This window comes from Nocardia sp. NBC_01329 (genome assembly GCF_035956715.1).
Lineage (GTDB): Bacteria > Actinomycetota > Actinomycetes > Mycobacteriales > Mycobacteriaceae > Nocardia.
Genome location: NZ_CP108381.1, coordinates 2,572,641 through 2,592,443 on the forward strand (window position 1 = coordinate 2,572,641; position 19,803 = coordinate 2,592,443).

A 19,803-nucleotide genomic window follows, 5' to 3' on the forward strand; every position below is an offset into this window, starting at 1 on the left:
AGCCGTCGTCGAACACAGCGACTTCACCGACCCGGCCGCGTAACTGCGGGAACCGGGCTTCCAGTGCCTTGGTCACCCGCACCACCGCGACCGCGTGCGCGAACCCCTGGCCGGTGACATCCAGCGCCGCCGCGATCATCCCGATGTCGTTGCCGGGCGTGTCCACCTGCCGCACCAAATCGGCCGCTCCGGCCCGCCCCGGGACCGACACCGCCGAATCCCAGTTCGCGTCCAAGCCCCGCGCGAACACCGCCCCGGCCAGACCGTTGATGGCGATCATCGGATCATCGACCAATGCCGGATCCATTTCAGCGGCGTGCACACCGGCACCGGCGACGATCACAGCTTGCACCTTCGGCCCACACAACCGCTCCGGCGGATGGTTGTACTCGAAGTCGTATGCGGTGGTGGCTGTATCGATCTCGGGGCGGGCTTCCGTCCCGACCACAGTCGGTGGGGTCGGGGCCGCCGGGGACTGGTACCCCTCGGTGATCTCGGCCAGCGCGTGGTGCAGCTGCTCCTCGGCCCAGCTCCGCATATCGAAGCCCATGCCGGCGGCGAAACCGGCCATCTCGTTGTCGGATTCGACGGCAGTGGCGCGATCAGCGCCTTCGTACAGGCCCGCGAGCAGATTGGCCCGTTCCAACAGCCACCGCAGTTTCCGGTCGGCTCCATCGTGCCGCTGGACTGCCTTGATCAGGTTGCGCACCGCGAGGTAGAGGTCTGCCGCGCGCGACAGAGCTGCGCGCAGCGCAGCGTCTTCACCCGAGATACGAGCGATCTCCCGCGAGATCCGGGCCGGAGTCATTTCCGAGGACGGCACTCCCAGCCGCTCGGACAGGTGCTCCTTCGCCTCGGCACGCCGCGCGTGCAACCTGCGCAATCCTGCCGGTCCCAGATCGGTCGTCGCGGGCAGCTCGAGTGCGCGGAGCAACCCGTCGATCACCGTTCGCGCGGCGGCGCGAAGCGAATAACTCTCGGGCACAGCAGTTGCCAGCGTTTCGAGGGCGTCGACCCGGGTCCGCGACCGGAGGTGGGCGATTTCCGCATCGGCGATCGCCAGTTCCGCGGCGAAACCAGCGAGTTCGAGGGCCCGTTCCCGGTCACGCTGTGTCAGCGCCAGGGCCGAGAGTGTCGTGGCCCAGGCACGCGCCCGCTGCGCATCCATGCCCGGCAGATCACTCGACAGTTCCAACGCCTCGATTACTGTGTCCGAGACACCGTCGGTGCCGGCGTCCGCTATCGACCTCTGCACGAATTCGGCGATTCGCACAGTCAGCAGTTGCCGCCGGGCAATCGCACCCGCGTATTCCCCGATCATCTGCTGATCGTCGAGCCGCGCCCAGAAGACCGAGTCCCGCCCACTCAACAGATGCAGATCGAGGCGCCCGCGGATGGCATCCACGGTCTTCATCCGAGCGGCGAGTCGATGGAGCTCGGCGAAGGCGGCCGCATACCCGTTGCCGGTGATTCCGGCCGCCAGTTCCCGCAGGGACTGGTCGATCTGATCTGAGTCGAGGGCCCCGGGGGGCAACCGGACCGGTACTCCGTAGAGCCGCAGATCGGCTACCAGTCGGTCGATCTCGGCCCGGACCCGACGGTAACCGGCGCCGATCTCGTCGCGCGCGTGCGCGATTTCGCGCCCCGGGTCCGGGAACCAGGCGTATCCGGTGGACGCGACGGCCGAGTCGATCTCGTCCAGCGCGGCGAGGTTCGCCTTCGCACTGCGCACGGTCTGTTCGCCCAGCGCCACCCCGATCAGGTGGTTTTCCGGTCGCATGCCATACGGATGAAGCTCCCGCCGTGCACTGCTGTCCGCCACGACCTGGAGCGCCAGCCGTTTCCCGGCCGACTCGAACCGATCCTCGGCCGCCTCGGCCACCGTCGCCGCACCCGGCACCCGGATCACCGTGACCACCACCGGAGCATCCGCCGCCGAACGGTCCAGCTCCGCGTACCGCAGGACGGCCGCCGACAGTACCTCGGAAGGGTCGGCCGCGGTGTCGTTTTCCAGCCGGTGCACCTGGTCCGCTTTGCTCGGGTTCCCCAAGCCGAGGGTCATCTCCAACGCACCGTCCGGCATGCGGCGATGGGAGAGCAACAAAACGCGGTTCGGGTCGATGCTGCGCTTCGACAGCTGCTGCCGAGTCGTCGACAGCGTGCCCAGGACTGTTTCGAGTTCGGCGCGCCGCTGATGCTGCGCGGCGTCGAGGCCCCTGTTCGCCTCGGGGTCGATCCGTGCCGACTCGGCGATCCGGACAAGCTCATCGAGCTCGGCTCGCACTGCCACAAGGTTGCCCCGGTGGCGCACCACAGCGGGCAATCCGACGGCCGCGCCCAGCACGTCCGGGTGCCGCTCCATCAACAATTTCCGCACGTAGCGTGGCCATCCATGCCATGCCGCCGCATTCTTCGCGGCCACCCGCGCTGCCTCGTCGAGCGAAGCGTCCTCGGCAAGCAGCAGGTCGTCGAGGCCGACCATCCCGAACCAGAGCAGCGCGTCCCGAACGATCGTGTCCGGGTCACCGGCTGCCGGCGCCACATCCGTATCCACGGGCATTCCCGAACCTGCCAGACTCCACTGATGAGCCAGTTGCCCGACGTGCGACCGGGACATCAGCTCCCGTGACTCCATTCCGTATCCGAACAAGGTGACATCCGAGGACGACAGCTCGAGCGAACCCCGTGCCGCCGTCAGATCCGCGACATACTTCGTCAGCTCCGGGGCGTCCTGCCCGAACCACAGGACGGCCATGGTGAGCTGCTCGGGCGTGCCTTGCGAAACGTCGTGCATCACCGCGCCGAACGCGGGATTCAACGCGTTGTCGAATGCACTGTGCACGACATGCACCGTCGGCATCACCGCGGAGCGCGCCTCGGCTCCGACTTCGATCACCACGCGCCGGATCGCACCCAGGTCCAGCCGCAACAGCCGCACCGGAGGGTGGCCGTGCTGGTGGGTTGCCCACCGCTGCGCGACGAGCAGATGGTTGATCCACCGGTCGACTTCGGCCAGTTGCCGCGTGTTCTCGGAGGTGGGCTCCGCCCCGGACAGTTCATCCCGCATTTGTCGAAGTCGGAGCCTGTTCAGCTCGTCCGCTATCGATTCCGGCAGGAGTTCGGCCGTCGGGAGCGGTTCCCCCATGGCTTCGGCCAGGACCTGGGCCGCGGGATCGGTCAGGTGTGCCAGGATCAGCTGCCGAGTATCGCCGTCCAGTTCCTGCCAGTGCTCTTTCATCAGCGCCGAGGACGCCTGTTGCCCCGCACTGAACGCATCCAGCTGAGACATCCCGGCGACGCGGGCCGCCACCTCGTCGTCCACCGACTGCCGGAATTGTGCCCAGGCCGCCGGTGCCTCCTGCCAGCGTTCGCCCAGATCCGAGACAGGCGGCAATGCAGATCGCGGCTCGATGTAGGCAGGCGGCAGCACCTGGTCTCGGCGGGAGAGGTCCGATCCGGTGGGAGACGCAGCGACGTCGCCCACCAACTCGTCCATGGCCGGGTCGGCGGCGCCGTCCTGGTCGGCGCCGTCGCCACTTGTCGACCGGTCAGGATCGGAAGCTCCCACCCGGAAGTCGCGGCGGCTGGTCCGTACCACGCCATCGTCGGCGGCGATCACCACTCGCGTGCCGTCGCTGTCGAGGAACATCCCGAACACCGGACGCTCGGCCGATTCCCGTGACGGCACGAAATTGGGCTTGAACACTCCCTTACCCGGGTCGCGCAACTCGACCCGCACCCTCCCGGACGCGTCCGCCCTGCGGACCAGCCAGTACGTGTGGCCGAGCTCCCCGTCGCTGCCACCTCGGTGCTCATGAGTCGGGTCGAACACCAAAAGACCCATATCCCGGCCGCTACCCGGGTTCTCCTCGTCGCGCCGCGCGCCCTCTGCCAGCAACCGGGTGACGGCTTCATCGATATTCGTGAAAGCCTGCTTGTGCCCACCCATCACCTTTTCGATGCGACTGACGAGCATCCCCCCGAGCCCGGCGGTGAACTCGCCCAGGCCGTCCCTGCCCGTCACGCTGCCGATGTCCTCCATCGTCAGTGGTCCGCACTGGTTGTCCTCGTGCGGCCACCGCCCAACCGGGCGCAGATACTCCCTCTCGCCCTCGGTGGCGGGGACCGGACCGCGCACCTTGGCGAACAACCGATGCAGAAGACCTCGGTTCGCGCCGGCATCGCGCATCCGCGCCCAGTTGATCTCGTGCGCATCCGCCCAGTCCGCCATGGTGTTCGCGAACTCCACTTCGTCGAGTCCATGAGACAAGACGTGCGTCACCCGCGCCGGATCGGTCAAGGGCAACGACGTGTCCGACGACCCCGCTACGCTGCCCTCCGCCAGCACCTCCATTTCCTTCCACGCGTTCGCCCCGTCCGCCGGGTCGCCATCGTGGTAGACATAAAGCGGTAGCAGCCCGGACCAGTCGATGAATCGGTTATTCGGCCACATAAACCCGAGCTTTCGATAGACCTCGAACGCCGCCTTCAGCTTGGTTCCCATTGTGTGGTCCAGCTCGGTGATCCGGTCATAGAAATCCACCACATGGACGAACTCGTGATGGAGGAGATAAGAGACCAGATCCCCCGGCCGCCGGCCCCACCATTTCGTCGACTGACTGTCCTTCAGCAGCTTGGCGGACCAATTCGGGTCGCACACGGCTCGGCGGTCGATCAGGATTCCCGAATAGTTGTTCCTGTACTTTCCGCCGAAGACAGTCCCACAGGAATATGCACGCGCTGTAGACACTTTCGAGTCGAAACCGATCAATTCACTCTGGTCTACGAATCGCACTTCTCGGAGGTTTTTCTTGCCACCATATTCTGCGACCAGGTCGCGCAACGTGCGATCGGCGGACACCAGCGAATCCAGCCGGACGTCGGGGGCTTCCCATCCGATCAACCGGATGTGATGATCGTCGTACAGTTTCTCGACCACCCGTCGCTTGGCCGCGAAATGCAATACTTTCGGGTCGGTCGACTCGGTCGGCGGCCCGGCGATCAGATCTCGAACCGCCTCGTTCGCTGCACGCGGCTCCTCGAAGGAGGCCCAGACCTCCCCGTTCTGTTCCACTCCCGCTCGAGTTGCGGCCTTCAGCGACTCGAAGACCTCCGCACCCACCGCCGCACGACTGTGTTGCGCGATGCCCGCCAGACGCCTCGCGGTTTCCTCATGTCGTACGGGCCCCAATGGGCGGTATTGATGGCATTCGACAGATACATGAAGCGCTCGAATATCGGAATCATTCGATATCCGCACCGTCAATCGCGCTTCCGGCGGCTCCACCATGTCCTGAACGGTCAGGGCTTCGCTGCGCTTCCCGGGGCGAGTAACTCGGTAGAAATGAAGGGTCCCATCCGATTTCGTATCCGGGAGAATATCTGCCGGCTCGGGGAAATGCGCCATGAATCCGAGCAAATCCGAGCCGGCGTTGCGCACCACCTCCACAGCAGCCTCGATCTGGTCTGCGTCACCCCAGCCCAATTCCCGCAGCCTGTCCCCCAGCACCGAAGCGGCCTCTTCCATTATCCGCTCGTCGCCCCGCCCGAAGGTCGCGGTTACTTCTCGCCGGTCCGGCGACAGGTTCCGCATCGTCTGCACGGCGCGCGAGTTGCGGAGGTCTCTGGTGGACACTCGGCTTTCCACCGCCGCCGCCGTATGCGCGACAATGACTTCCTCGATCCGAAGGACCGCCTGCAAACGGTCCACCACATTGGACATGCTGTCCAAGCGCTCTCGGGAAATCCGCCTCTCCGACCCGTCCATACCCGTGACGGTCCCCCCCGCAGCCTCGTGCTCCTGCCAAATTCGCAAGGCCGAATACCATCGCATCACCCTGAAACCGTGCTCCGACAACAGTTCATACAGTCTCGGGTCCGCGGTGGGCGATACCGCACCGAGTTGCTCGAGCCGAGCGACCATGGAAGCGGTCTCACGGTAGCGAAGTGTCGCCCACCGCAGGCCGTCGGCCATCTCATATCCCGACACCTGCCGGCAGGTTTCCAGCTCTTGTTCGAACCGATCCGATTTCAGTGCCGCCAGATCGGCCTCTGCCTCGGCTGCCGCGTGGGCCAGCTCCGCAGCCGCTGCATCCCGTTCGGCCGACACGCCGTCGTATGCCAGGTGGAATGCTTCCGGAACCATGCTCTTGCCGCCGGACTCCATGGGCGGCGGCGTGTGCATCGGCACCGCACTAGCCGACCCATCACCGGGCCACGGAACCAGCGGCACTCCCCGGTTCGGTGTTCTGCCGCGTCGAGCCCGCCCGATTCCCGATTCCGCGCCCGAAGTAGCGGGAGCTTGCCTCTCCGATTGCGCCACCACCGTAGGCAGTTCCGCGAAAGCGGCGAATACCTCGGCTTCGGCACGATCTCGCTGCGCGATGAGACCCGCGAGCTGCTCCGCGGCTTCGAGCACTACGTCGAGGGCGGCGCGGCGTGCGCCGGAAGAATTCCCACGCTCCTCACGCAGATCGCCCAAACGGTTCATGTTCACAGACACTCGGTGGCGAGAGACAAGCACATCGAGTTCCACCAGCGACGCAGACACCTGCCGGTAGAGCCGGCTCACCTCCTCCGCCTCAGCAGCGAGACTGTCCGCCACCATCCGCAACCGGCCGTAGCGCTCATCCCGGTGCACCGACGCCTCGCGCAACCCGGAATCCAAGGCCGCCAAGCCACGCACCCGGGCGTCCAACTCCAAGAACTCCGCCCCATCCTGCAACGTCGCGTCGAGGCGCTGCAACTGCCGACCGAACCTGATCGCCCGTGGCGGAATATCCTCCTGGGAAAAGTGGAAGGAGCCACCGACCCCGACCGCCTCCGGAGTCAACTCCGCCGCTGTCACCCTCCGCTCACCGGCGCTCAGCAATTCGGCATACATCTGCGCCACCTGCTGACGCTCGACCCGCAACTCCGCCAGCTCGGCGGCATTCACCTCACCTGTCAACCGGTCACGCTGCGACTCGGCCAATCGAAGCGCCTCGACCAGTTTGTCGGGCAGACCGGGCACCTGGGAGTCCGGTCCCGTAGCCGCGGAACCGTCTTCATCGGCTTCCAATCCCGCCGCATGCGGCAAGTCGTGCTCGACATCGACCAGCTTCTCGGCAAGAATCTCGACGAGATTGTTCAAACCATTGTTCAGTCGCCCGACGAATTCGCGCCCGATCCCCAATTCCGCGCCCAGATCCCCATCAGCCGTGAGGCTGCTGCGCCGCAGCTTGAGGTCGACGCTCTGCCACTGGTCGAAGTCGCGTTGTTTCAGTTCCAGCAGAGCTTGTCCCAGCTCGTCGGGGTAGTGCTCCTGAGAGTCCTCGACCAAGGCGAGACTCTTGCCCCGGGGCGTATCGGTGGTCAGGAATTTGATCAGGAAGTCGAGCCCGCGACCCGTATTACGCCTGAATTCCTGCTCGCTCACACTCAATTCAGCTGCCGCTTGCGCGGTCGACAGATCCGGCCGCCACAGGATCTGGTCGACAGACTTCCGGAAAGCGATGCTGCGGTCCGCCAGCCGACGAAGGCCGACTGCCAGCTCCCAAGCGTTATCGTTCCGGGATTGCCGCACAAAAGCTGCCGCGTCCTTACCCAGCAGCTTCCGGGCCGAGGACGTCGGCGGACTCTCGTCTGATCCCGCGGCGTCGGATTTCTCGGACGGATCAGTGATACCCGCGAGCGTTCGCACAATGTCTCGCGCGACCTGCCGCTCCAGCGTCTCGGTCTGACGCTCGGATCGAACGAGTTCCTGTGCGATTTCGAGCACGGTCTTCTTCGCGCCGAACCGCATTTCGGCCACGACTTTCGCCGCGCCGTCGGGCAGAGCCCGTATAGCCGCTTCCACATCCGCGCGCGCGTAATGCCGTGCCAGGATCACCACCGGCCGCGGATCCACCTCGCTGTCGAACGCCGCCCGCGCGACCGCACGCACATCCACAGGAGGAAGCCGCCCGACCAGATCCAGCGCCATGTCCTGCTCGAGTTTGCGGACGCGGTAATAGCTGACGCCGAGCGCGCGGGCCGTAGCCTCGAGCAGGCCGCCCTCCAGGAACCGCAACACCGCGAGATTCTGTTGCTCCTCGGGAAGATCACGAGTCACCTCCGCAACCGCCATCGCCAGCTCCTCGGGTACCACCTCCCGTGCAGCACGGAGAAGCGCCAACGCCTCGAGAACAGCCGGATCGACCGGGGGCACGGCGGGACGCACACCCACAGCAGGAAGCCGCCCGACCAGATCCAGCGCCAAACCCCGCTCCAATTTGACGGCGTGGTCCAGATCAACAGGAAGCGCGCGAGCCGCATCTATCAGTGCCGACCCCTCCACGAACCGCAACACAGCGAAATCCCGCCGCGGCCCCTCGGGAACAGCACGCCGCACCACCTCCGCCAGCCGCACCGGTTTTACCTGCCGAGCAGAATGCAACGCCGCCAACGCGTCGGCGACAGCAACAGGATCGATCCCGGACAACCTCGCCACCAGCAGATCCGCGGTAAGCCCGACCCAATAGTCGGCGACCTCATCGAGGACAGACGGACCCTCGCCAGTCAAGTAGTCGATAGCCTCCTGATAACGATCTCCATTGCGATCACTATCGGGCAGCGCCGCCACGGCCGCTACGAATTCCGCACGCGCGACGTGCCAGGCCCACCGCGCCACCGGCCGGGAATCCACCTCGCCGACGAATGCCGCACGCGCGACCGCACGCACATCCTCGGCATCAGGCTGCCCGGTCAAATCCAGCGCCGGACCCCGCGCCGATTCGACGACGCGGCGGCCGGTAGATGCACCGATCGCGCGGGCGGCGTCCTCGATCGACTCCCCGTCCAGGAACCGCAATTCGGCAAGATGGCCGCCCGGCTCGACTGGACGCACGTAAACCACGTCCTCCAGCCCTTCTGGATCCGCTAGCCATCGCGACAAGACTTCTTGCTGAGCGGTATCGAGTTCCGCGAGCCCGGCGCGCAATCCGGCCACGCCCAGCTGCGCCACTGTTCGATACTCGGCAGCCGATTCGGCGATTCCCCGAGTTCCCAGCTCCTGCCGGAAGGCCACTCGCAGGTTTTCGATCTTCTGTGCCAGGACATCCTCGGCGATATCCTGAATCCATTCCCGCACTTCGTTCCCCGCAGGGACAGGCCAACGCCGCTGGTCGGCAATATCGAATGCCGCACGGTTGACCTGCTGAGCCAACGCCAGCCAGCGTCGATCGTCGGGCAGCGAGCCCAACACCTGCCGAAGCACCTCCCGGCCGAGTATCTCTCGAAGTTTCGCGAATGCGGCCGGGTGTCCGAGTCTGGCGAGCTGAAGCTGAGCCAGGAGGCCGCTATTTCGACGCCCGATCCGGGTGCGCGGCCGGGCGCCGGGGGTGGTGGCCGGTTCCTGTGCCGGGGTGCCGTCGCCATTGCGGAAGATGACGAAGGTTTCCAGGACGCCTTCCTTGGGGCGGCCGACGATGTAGGGGAGGTCGATCTCGGTGGCGTCCCGGTCCGGCGCGTCGTGCTCGACCCAGTTGCGAACTCGCACCGCGCCGGCAGCGTCGACGTACCACTCGGAGGCATGCGAGCCGACTTTGTTCGGGTTCTCCCGGTCGAAGTGGTCGTATTCGTCGACGACCACGGCGGTGGCGCCCGGACCCATACCGCGCAGCACGGCAGCGATCCGATCGTCGGCGGTGAGCCCGTCGATCACCTCGTTGACGAAGGATTCGGGGTGCCAGCCCGCGCGCAGCGAATCGGTGAGTTGACCGGCAGTGCGGCCGGCCATGCCCGCGTCTTCCGGCTCGGGCAGTTCCAGCCCCGGAAAAGCTGCGCGCTGAGAGTTGATGATGTGAGTGGTGCAGTTGGCCGGGCCGCCCTCCAGGCGATGGTGCAGCAGTGGCAGCTCGTGCGTCGAGATATCCAGCTCACCCGGCTCGGGGACCAGGCCATCGGGGTCGGTCGAGCCGGTAGCGTCCCATTGCGAAGACGCACCGCGCGTGTCCTGCTTCATCCAGAAACCGAGCGCGGCTTGGACGATGTCGGTGGTTTCGGTGCCCAGCTGCGCGACCACTTCGAAGCTCGACATCGGGATTCCGTGCTTCTGCCGCCAATGGCGTTGCACTCGAACCCTGTCGACGAGATCGGCGGTCAGCAGCTCCCCCGCGATGAAGTCGAGGTTGTCGGCGCCGAGGTAGACGAGTACAGCCTGGTTACCCTGCGGCACGAAACACATGGCAGCCGACTCCATCGCCGCCGATGTCGCGCCCTGACGCAGCCGGCCTGCCACCCGCACATGGACACGGCGGGTCGTATCGATGTCATCGAACGACAGCGCCATCCGCCGGGTTCCGTCTTCGCCGGCCAGACCCAGCGACAGGACGTAAACGTGCGGATGCCCGGGCAGGGTCGTGGCGATCCGCGCGGCTGCTGCCAAGTCGTCCCGCCGGGCATGCAACAGTTTCAGCTGCGCGGCCTCGGCCTCGCTGAGACTCGCCGATTCCCGCTTCGCCGCCAAGCTGCTGAGTTCCCGAGCCAACAGCATCCGGTTGGCCCGATCACGCCACCGGGTGGGGGCTCCCGGCTGGTCGGCCAGATCCTCCGGCACACCTGCCACCAGCAGTCGCCGGTTGTCCCAATCGAGCTGGTCCCATTTCGCCAGGAAAATTTCGCGATCGACCACACCGTTGCCGCCGAACAGCGCTTCCCACAGCTGCTTCGCGCGCTCTCGTACCGTCTCCGGATCCTCGGGCAGCCGGGGCAACTCCGGCCGTGGTTCGACCTCGAGAACCAGGTCCCGCCGGGCCTGCAGGGCGGCCTGTTCCGCTGAATCATCCGACTCCCACAGGTCGGCCAGGAACGCCTCTTCGGCCGGGGGCAGCGGCGGCGGGCTGCGCCGCACTTCGACCGTGCCGGCGTCGTCGGATTCGAACTTCCCGCTGTGCTCGGTTATCCGCTCGTCGGCCAGAGCGCCGTGCACCAATTCGGCACCGTCGGATCCGTCGACGACGAAAGTGATCCGTGCGTCGAGGTAGCCGTCGACCAGGGTGGCCAGGTCCCGAGCCAGCCGGGCGGCATCGGTGCCCTGCCACACGACCGCGGTATGCGGCTGGTTGTATGTCCCGTCCTCTTGCCGGGTGGCGGCGTCCTCGGCGACGTTCTGGTGTGCACGGTGCAGCGCGGCGCGCAAGGTATCCGGGGTCGACGGTCCGTGGGTGACGAAAACGGTGATCGATCCGGTGTCCTCGCCACCGTCGAGCAATACGAACGATCGGCTCTCGCGCCCCTGATCCAACGGCAGCGCCAACGGCCTGACTTCCGGGGCGCGGAAGGCGCGGTTCTCCGACATACCGAAGATGCCGTCCTCGAACACACCGAAATCGTCGTCGACGAATCCACGGGAGTCCTCGGCCTCGAACACGCCGAATGACGCAGTGGCCCGCCAGGCGCGGTCGAGGACTGATGCGAAAGCGTCCAAACGTCTCGCTTCCGCGGTATCGCCGGGTCCGCTGAGGTCTGCGCGCCGCGCCCGTAGCAGGGCTCGCCACACGGCGGAGAGTTCGATGCGTCCCATACCGCCGCGGTCGGCCAATAGTTCGGGGTGCGTCTCGCCGAGCAGCTCCAGCTCGCCGCCTTCGAGGTCGCTGTACAACCAATCCAGCGTTGTTTCCGGGTCTTCGAACTGCATGCCCCGGGCCCACAGCTGCTCGGCCAGTTCCTCGGCCCGGGCCAGTTCGGACTGATTGCGCGTCTCCGGCAGCGGGAAGGTCAGCGGGCTGTCAGCGACCTCGATCGATCGCGAAGCGGCGTCGATCCCCGCGGCCACCATCTGCTCCCGCGCGATCTCCACCACGACGGAACCGTCGCCCCGGCCGACGAGTTCGATCCGCGGCTTGCGGTTGGTCGGGCGTCCTGCGTGTGTTCGTTCCAGCTCCTGGACCAACACGGTCGCATCGACGGTGGTCAGATCGGTGTCGTAGGCGGCTCGTCCGTGGGCGTCGCTGTCGCCGTCGTAGCGGTACATCACGTACGCCGCTACCGAACCGCCCTCGGACGCCTCCGCGATCATCGTGGCGACGACGCCCGGTGCACTTCCCACTTCGTCGAGGTCGATGTCGGTATCGGTGACGATGCCGAGCACGGTGCCCGCGGTCGCCGGGTTCCCGTACAGGAAAAGCGCACGGCCGCGGTCGCCGTCGACACCGCTCCGGTTGTATTCCAGCAGCCGGACCTCTCCGAGCCTGCGGCGCGCGGCAGTGTAATCGACCTGCGACAACCGCTGTTCCACTGCCGCGAGTTCCCGGCCACGGGCCGAATCCACTCGGCCAGCGAACTGGTTGCGCTGCTGCTGCAACGCCTCCCGGTTCTGCCGATCCCGTGCGATCGAATTCGACGGGTCGCCATCCTGCGGCAGTCCGGCGAGCAGGGTGTTCGGCAGGTCGTCGGCGACGGCGAGCCGGTCGTCTTTCACGAACGGCACGGCGGCGTCGCCGTTCTCGTCGACGACGATGCCGTGTACGCGCAGGATCCCCAGTTCTTTGCGCTCTTCCAGCCACCGCCGGACGGCGCGATCGCCGGCGAATATCTCTTCCTTGCCGTCGACCCACTCGTGGACGATCAGACGGTCGCCCTCGTATTCGATTTCGAAGACATGCCCGCCCGCGTGACCGCCGTCACGGAACACCAGGGCGCCGAGTGCCGCGCCACGGGCGGTCCTGACGTGTTCGACGAGCTCGTCCAGCGAGCCGAATTCCTGCCAGTCGGCGTCGACCGCCGCCGCGGTTTCCAGTTCCCGCACCCCGGCCAGGCCGGGCTCGGTGATCCTTGCCATCCGCGGCCAGCTCTCCGGGAGCTTTCCGCGACGGCTCCGGAAAGCCACGAGCCGGTTCGACGCAGTCGGAACACAGTTGGGCACACCGTCGTGTAGGGGGCGCTGCGGCTCGTGTGTCTCGGGGGCGACCGGTTCGAACCGGTCGGTGATCTCGGTGAGTAGAGCCCGGATCCGGTCGTCGATCCGCGCCCGCGCCCCGGCGGGCGCCTCATCGCGCTGCCGCACCAGCGTGTGCATCCGGTCCGCCTGCTCCCGCAGCACCCGGATGCGCCGCTCGGTCTGCAGATGGCGGTCGATCGCCGCAGTCCGGTCCCGCTGCCGCAGATAGCGGCGGATCAGATCCGCGGCCGGCGCGGCGTTCGGGGTGGTGCGTAGCCGTTCCTGCTCCTGCTGCAGGTAATTCGCGGTCAACTGTGACTGCGGCACATCCCCCAGGGCGGTGGCCACGTCTCTGTGCAGTTGCGCGCGCAGCCGTCGCTCGGCGCGCGCTGTACTCGAATCGACGTCGCCGGGGCGTAGTCCGTGATCGGCGAGATCCTTGCGGGTCCGAGCCGATTCCAGCGGAATGGCACTCATCTGGTTGAGCAAAGTGTCGACACCCGGGGCCTGCGCTCGACGGGCGAAGTGCCGGACTTCGGCGTCGGCGATCACCAATTCCGGAATCCGGGTGAGCAGGTCGGCGACCCGGGCCTGGTGCGGCTCCCCGTCCGCATACCGCGCCAGGGTGGTGAGCAGCTCGATCGGGCCGGCCGCGCGCCTGTCGGTGTCCAGGCGGTCCGGAATCAACGGCAGGTCCAGCGCCCGGCGCAACTCATCGCGGGTGGCGGGGTTCGGGTCGGCCCGAACTATCTCGCCGGCCAGGGTTTCGATCGACCCGATAACCGACTGCCGCTGATGCAACCTGCGCGCCTGAGCCGCGATCAGCTCCGCGGTCGCCTCCGAATCGGCGGCCGTCCAGTGCCGGGGATCGCGAGCATCGGTGATATACCGCGTATATCGGCGTACTGCCTCGTCTGCGATCACCACCCGTATCGCCCGGGCGAACAGGGTGTCGACGATCCGCGCATCCAGGTCTCCCCCGCGCACCACCTCCCGGACAGTGTTCAGCACGCGATCGGGCGCCAGATCGGCCATCTCGGCCGGATGACCGGCCGTGCGCAACAGCTCGTCGATATCGCCGATGTGGCCCTCCCGCAGGTCACGTTCAGCGTTGATTTCGGCCCGCAGTTTCCGCTCCGGGTTCCCGTACCAGGAGTCGCGTGAGCCAGGGAAGGTCACCGTGTCGATATCGTCGAACATCGTGTCCCAACGGACCCGGGCAAGCGGGTCGCCCCACGTACCCACGGGCGCAGCCGTGACGTAGCCGACGTGGTTCTCCGGACGGCGGCCGTACGGGTCCTGGGCACGGCGCATGGCCGTGCGCTCCGTGATCAGGCGTTCCAGCTGAGCCGCGCCGGTGGCGGCCAGGTCCTCGGCCGTGGCGACCGGGTTGCGTCCGTGGGCCCGCACCAGGGCGACCAGCGCGGTGTCGCCGTCGTCGACTTCGTGGAACGCCCGAATCGCCGCGTCCATACCGGAATTGAGCTCGACGTCGTCGACGACCACCCAATGCATCCGCTTCGCAGTGTCCGGGGCTCCGAACGCCACGGTCACTTCCTGGGTGTCACCCTGCACACGATGCGACAGTCGCTGCAGCGCGATTCCGCTTGCTTCCGCGGAGCGCAACACGGTCCCGATTTCCCGATGCCGAGCGCCCCACATTGCGTCTCGGTCCGTCCGACCGGCTTGGTCAGCCAGCAGCTCCGGCGACCGCCCGGCCGCGCTGCGTACTGGCGCGGGCAGCCCGGGAGCGTCGGCGAGGATGTCCGGATGCAGCGCCAGTAGCGCCAGCTTCACATCTTGCGGCCAGGTGCGCCAGAGCCGATCGTTGGCCGCCGCGCGGCGGCGCACCTCGTCGAGGTCGGCGGCCGGTGACACCAGCATGTCCCGGACACTGCGCAACCCGACCCAATCCAGGGCAGTGAAAACCAGCGCAGCGCGGTCTTCGTCTGCCCGGTGGTACTCCGGCATCTCGTAGGCGACCGAGAGCGGAACCGACAGCACCTGCCGGTCGGGTCCCGACATCTGGAAAGTATCGGCCGCGATCTCCGAAGCCCGCGCCCCGACCGCCGACAGCTCGATGCGATCCACCGGTTCCGCGAATCCGTCACGGGTCACGACGAATTCGGTGAGCTGCTGATGCAGGGTGCTGTCATCGCTCGGGTAGGTCAACACGGCCGCAGCGAACCGCTGGCGGTAGTCCGGTGTCAGTTCGGTCATGATCCGAGCCAGATCAGGATCTGTGCCCGTGAGATCGTCGACGTCGGCCGGCCGCGGCAGTACCGGTCCCTCGGCGACGTGCACGAACAGCTTCCGTGCCCGGCGCACCTCACCGACGGTCAGCACCGGGCTCCCCGGCTCGCCCGGCAGCGGGAACGCCAGCAGCCGCACCGGCAATTCCGCAGACAGCCTCGCGGCCCAGCGTTCGGCCACGGTCAGCCGATCGGCCCAGGTGTTCAGTTCCGCCAGCCGGGCCGCGTTCGCCACGGTGGGGTCCGCGGCGCGCAGCAGGTCGCGCTCGCGCACCAGCCGCATCCGGTTCACCTCGTCGCGCAACCGCAGCGGCAGATCCCAACCGATCATCTCATCGGCCATGGTGTGCAGGATCGCGGCCTGCTTGTCCACGAAATCCGCAAGCCCCCAACGCAATTCGATCTGCTGCCAACGCAACCTGCGGCGCGCGTGTTCGCGCTCGGCGGGATCGACCCTGGCGAAGCGGCCGCCGGCCTCGGCGGCGGCGACGGCATCATCGGCCCGCCGAACCAGCCCCTGCCACGCAGACCGTGCCGCGTCCAGGTCGGCGCCGGTGTAACGCGGATCGATGACCGGCAATCCCGGTCGCGGCGGAACATACCCGGGCAGCTCGGCCGGACCGGCGCCGATGCGAACGTTCTTGAAGTCCAGGCCCGCGACCGCCTGCGATCTGCCGTCCGGGCCGAGCGGGCGGGCGGCCGTCCCATCGGCTTTCAGCGCCATACCCGCCAGGCTGTCCACGCCGTGCTGGCGAGACCGCCACGTCCAGAAATCGGTCGCCACACCGTTGTCGATCACCATCACGGTGTCGCCGTCCCGATACACGGTCACCGCGTGCGAGCCGACCTCGTTCGGATTGTCGAAACCGCGGTAGCCGAGCACCGCGACCATCACGTCCCCGGTGCCGGCCACCCGATCGTGCAGCGCCGCGAAGGAGGCGAACCCGCCCTTCTCCCAGTCGGAACCGACGATCACCGGTGCGACCCGGGCGTCCGTTCCGGGCAAGCCGGAAAGCGACCGGCGCCGTTGCCCCACCGTCAACAGCGGCTTGCCGACTTTCGTACTGGCGGCGTCGGTGGCGTCCAACAGGCACGTGAACCGGGCCGTGCCGCTGTTCGTTCCCTCGCCGCGCAGATGGTTCCGGGCAGCGGTATCCGGAGGCTCGTGAGCGAACGTATCCGCGGGGCGTTCTGCGGTGCGCAGGGCGGACAGCGAATCCCCGAACCCCTCCGCCATGGCTTCGTCTACACGAGCCAGTTGCGCGGCCGCCGCGTCGACGGTGATCGACCTCTCCAGCAGGTCGCCCGACTCCAGCCGCAGTGTGTCGTTGGCCGGGTCGAGTTCCAGCGCCCGCAAGAGGTCGGTACGCCCTTCTCGCTGTGTGAGCCATGAGAACGTGCCCAGCTCATGGGTGAGCGGCGAGCTGGTGATCACCCGTTCGGCCGAATCCAGGGCAGATTGGACCCGCAACCGTTCACCGGCCAGGATGTCCAGCTGTCCGGCCAGCTGTTGCAACGCCGCCGCCTCGGATATCCACTTCTCCCGGTGCTGGGCGGTCCGGAGCAGCTGCCGCAGCGCATCGAGCTGTGGGGTGTAGGCATAGTTCAGGACTCTGCGGGTGTTGTACTCGCGCACCGCGTTGTGAACATCGGCCACCTGCGCCGACGTCAAGGTACCGGCCGGAAGCGGGAAATCGTCGTACTCAGCGCGTTTCCGGTATTCGCTGCGCTGCCGTTCGAGTTGGTCGTCCGCCTCCGCCACATGCGCCTGAGCCTGGCGTTGCGCAGCCTGGAGCCGACCGATGCCGTCGAACTGACTTATTGCTGTCGAGAACTGCGCTGAAGCGGCGAGCCGAGCGTCCAACGTCCGGATCTTCTGGGCGAGACCGAGATCTTCACCTTGTTTCTCCTGCAGCTCGGTCAGCTGCGCGACACGGATCGGCGTCAGCTGATCGACCTCGACACCGATCCGCAATGCCAGCGAGTCGGCCAGAAGCCGTCGCTCGCGGGCGAGTTCTGTCGGATCACCGGGGGGCTGTTCGCGCTCGCGGGACTGAATGGACAGATCGCGGTGCTGTCGCGCGACCGTTTTCATCAATCGAGTGAGCGCGCCATCGCGCCGCACGGTCGAGGACTGCTGCGGGCCGGCGCGCAACCCCAGCTGTCCAGCGGTCAGCAGCGCCCGCTCCAGCCTTCCGTCCAAGCGCGCGGTGGTCCAACGCAGTTGCTCGACCGCCATACCGTAGGCGGGGTCGGCCTGTGCGCCGTCGAGTTGCTGCACATTCAGCAACGCGCTGTTGACCTGCTCGGCCGCGAAGTCCAGCCGATCCATCTGGTCGGCGAGCTGCTGATACTCCGCAGCGGGGAGCACGGTCAGCTCGACCCGCGCCCGCCCCTGGTACAGCATCGATTCCAACATCTCGATGCGCCGCACCCGTCGGGCATCACTGTCGACGCGGCGCACCAGATCCAGGGAGGACCCCAGCGTGACCGACTCGGTGACCGGTTGCGCGGCACGGCGGAAGATGTTACCCGGCAATAGTTTCCGTGCTGAATCGCGAATCGTGGCGGCGAACTGACGTACTTTGCCCGGCTCGCTGGTGAACGCATCGCGATGCCGAGTCAACCGTTTATCGTCCGTCACCGATTTCAGTAGGGCCCGCTCGCCGAGCAACCTGATCCGGCCCGCCGCGTCCCGCTGCTCGGCCAGATCGGCGAGCACGCCGGCCACTCGGCTCCGATCACGGCCCTGCACCACCAGCACCGCGGTCGTCTCGTCCGGGTGGGTCCGGTGTTCGGCCGCATATCGCCCGACCGCGTCACGCAAGCCGGTGCGCAGTGACTCGGCATCGTGCTGCGCGCTGAGCAAAATCACCACGTGGTCGGCGGTGCGCGGGTCCCCGATAGCGGCGACCACCTCGGGTTCGGTGGAGCGCACATCCAGATCCGGAACACCGGGCAGTGCCCGAACCCACTGCCGGACCTGCGCCAGGGGGGCGGTGTCGATGGCCGCGGCGCGCAGCCGGTCGGCCACAGCTGCCCACACCGAGGACCCGTCGCCGCGGTGCGCGATTTCGACGGTCGGGGGCGACTGGTACGGCGCTCGCTGTTCGTGCAGAACCCGGGAGGTGATGATGCGGTGCAGCATCCCCTCGGCGACCGCCGCCGTACCGGCCACGACATCCACACCCGCGGCGCCGCCGTAGCGCAGCACCCCGATGATCGAGGTGGACCGGCCGGGCACATTTTCGGCCTCGGCGAGGTCGGTGAAATCGTCGACACGCTCGTACAGATCGCTGTAATTCGCCGCATCCTGCGGAACGAACCACACCTGATGTCCCGCGGCGACCTTGCGGTCGCCGATCTCGACGACCAGCGCCTTGGCTACGTCTCCGGCCGCCGGGTAGGACACCAGATGCACGGGCATGCCCATGGCCGCGGCCCGGCCGTCGACCTCCGTCAGCGCGGCCCGGATGGTCTCCAACTCCAGCAGCCGCGCGTGCTCCGTGGCGTCGTGGCGGTAGCGGCGGGAATACAGTTCGGCGTACTCGTCGTCCAGTCGCCGCCGGTTGCCGTTCTGCGGGCCGCTGGGCCGCACCTCGGTGGTATCGAAGACCTCCGGATATTCGGACGCGATGTCGGCGCGTGTCGCGGCGGTCGCGAAGTAGTCCCAGAACTCCCGCGCGTACCGCGCTGTCTCACGTACCTGGGCGACGTCGACCCGGGTTACCCCGTCATAGGTCAGGTCGCCGACACCCCACAACCTTGCCTGGTGCAGTTTCTCCTCGATCTGCAGCCGACGGGTCTGCGAATCGTCCGACTCCAGATCGCCGGACACCGCGACGCCCGGCATATCGGGTCCGGCGCGGCCGGGCGACTCCCCCTCGCCCAGCGGATTCAGCCGTTCCCCGCCGGAACCCAGAACGATGCCGTGCAACTGCCCGCTCGGCTTCTCCCATTCGGTGAACCGCACGTCGACCACCTCGTGGCCCTTGCGTTCGTGCACCCACACCGTGCCGTCTTCACGGCGGTTGAGCACGAACATGTGCGCACCGGCAACTCCATAAGTGACCGTGCCCATGACGATCTTGCCGCTCGCGGCCTGCTCGCGCATTTCCCCGAGATCCGCGAATCCGTCGGTTTTCCACTTCGAGTGCAGAATCTTCGCGATATCGGCGGGCATCATGCCGTCGGCCCAGATCGCACTGTCGAACATCGACGGCAGATCCGCGATCTCGACGCCGAGAACCTCACTGATGAACCACATCGCGTCGAGGGCACAGATCTTGGGGACACCCGACACGTTCGCCCGTTGTGCTTCGCTCAACTCGTCGAACGGCCCGATCCACGCGTCGGCGCCGTCTCCTGTCGCCGATCTCGGCCGCGAATCGGGCTCCGGCGCCACGGAGGGAATCTCCCTGATTCCGTCCGTGGGGGCAGGTGCCGGTTGTATCCGGCGGTCGACCAGTTCGAGGGGCGCGGCGGTGGCCTGCTCGAGCTCGGCATCGATCCGGCGATCGAATCCGGCAGCGGTGGCGGTATCACCCGCACCCATCGCAGCCATACGTTGCGCGGCAAGCTCCTCCAGCTGCCGCGCGTCGTCGGCTGTCCGGTGAAACTGTTCCCGCATGCGGCCGTGGTCTTCGACCGCTG

General features: G+C 67.2%; 1 protein-coding gene (cut by both window edges). It reads right to left on the reverse strand.

Every position in this 19,803-nt window falls within one protein-coding gene, locus OG405_RS11715, for a LuxR C-terminal-related transcriptional regulator (RefSeq protein WP_327151656.1), read on the reverse strand. The gene is 100,536 nt long; 62,831 of those nucleotides lie to the left of the window and 17,902 to its right, leaving coding positions 17,903-37,705 in view, spanning codon 5,968 (partial) through codon 12,569 (partial); the first complete codon in reading order (the gene reads right to left) occupies nt 19,799-19,801. Both codon boundaries (start and stop) fall beyond the window edges.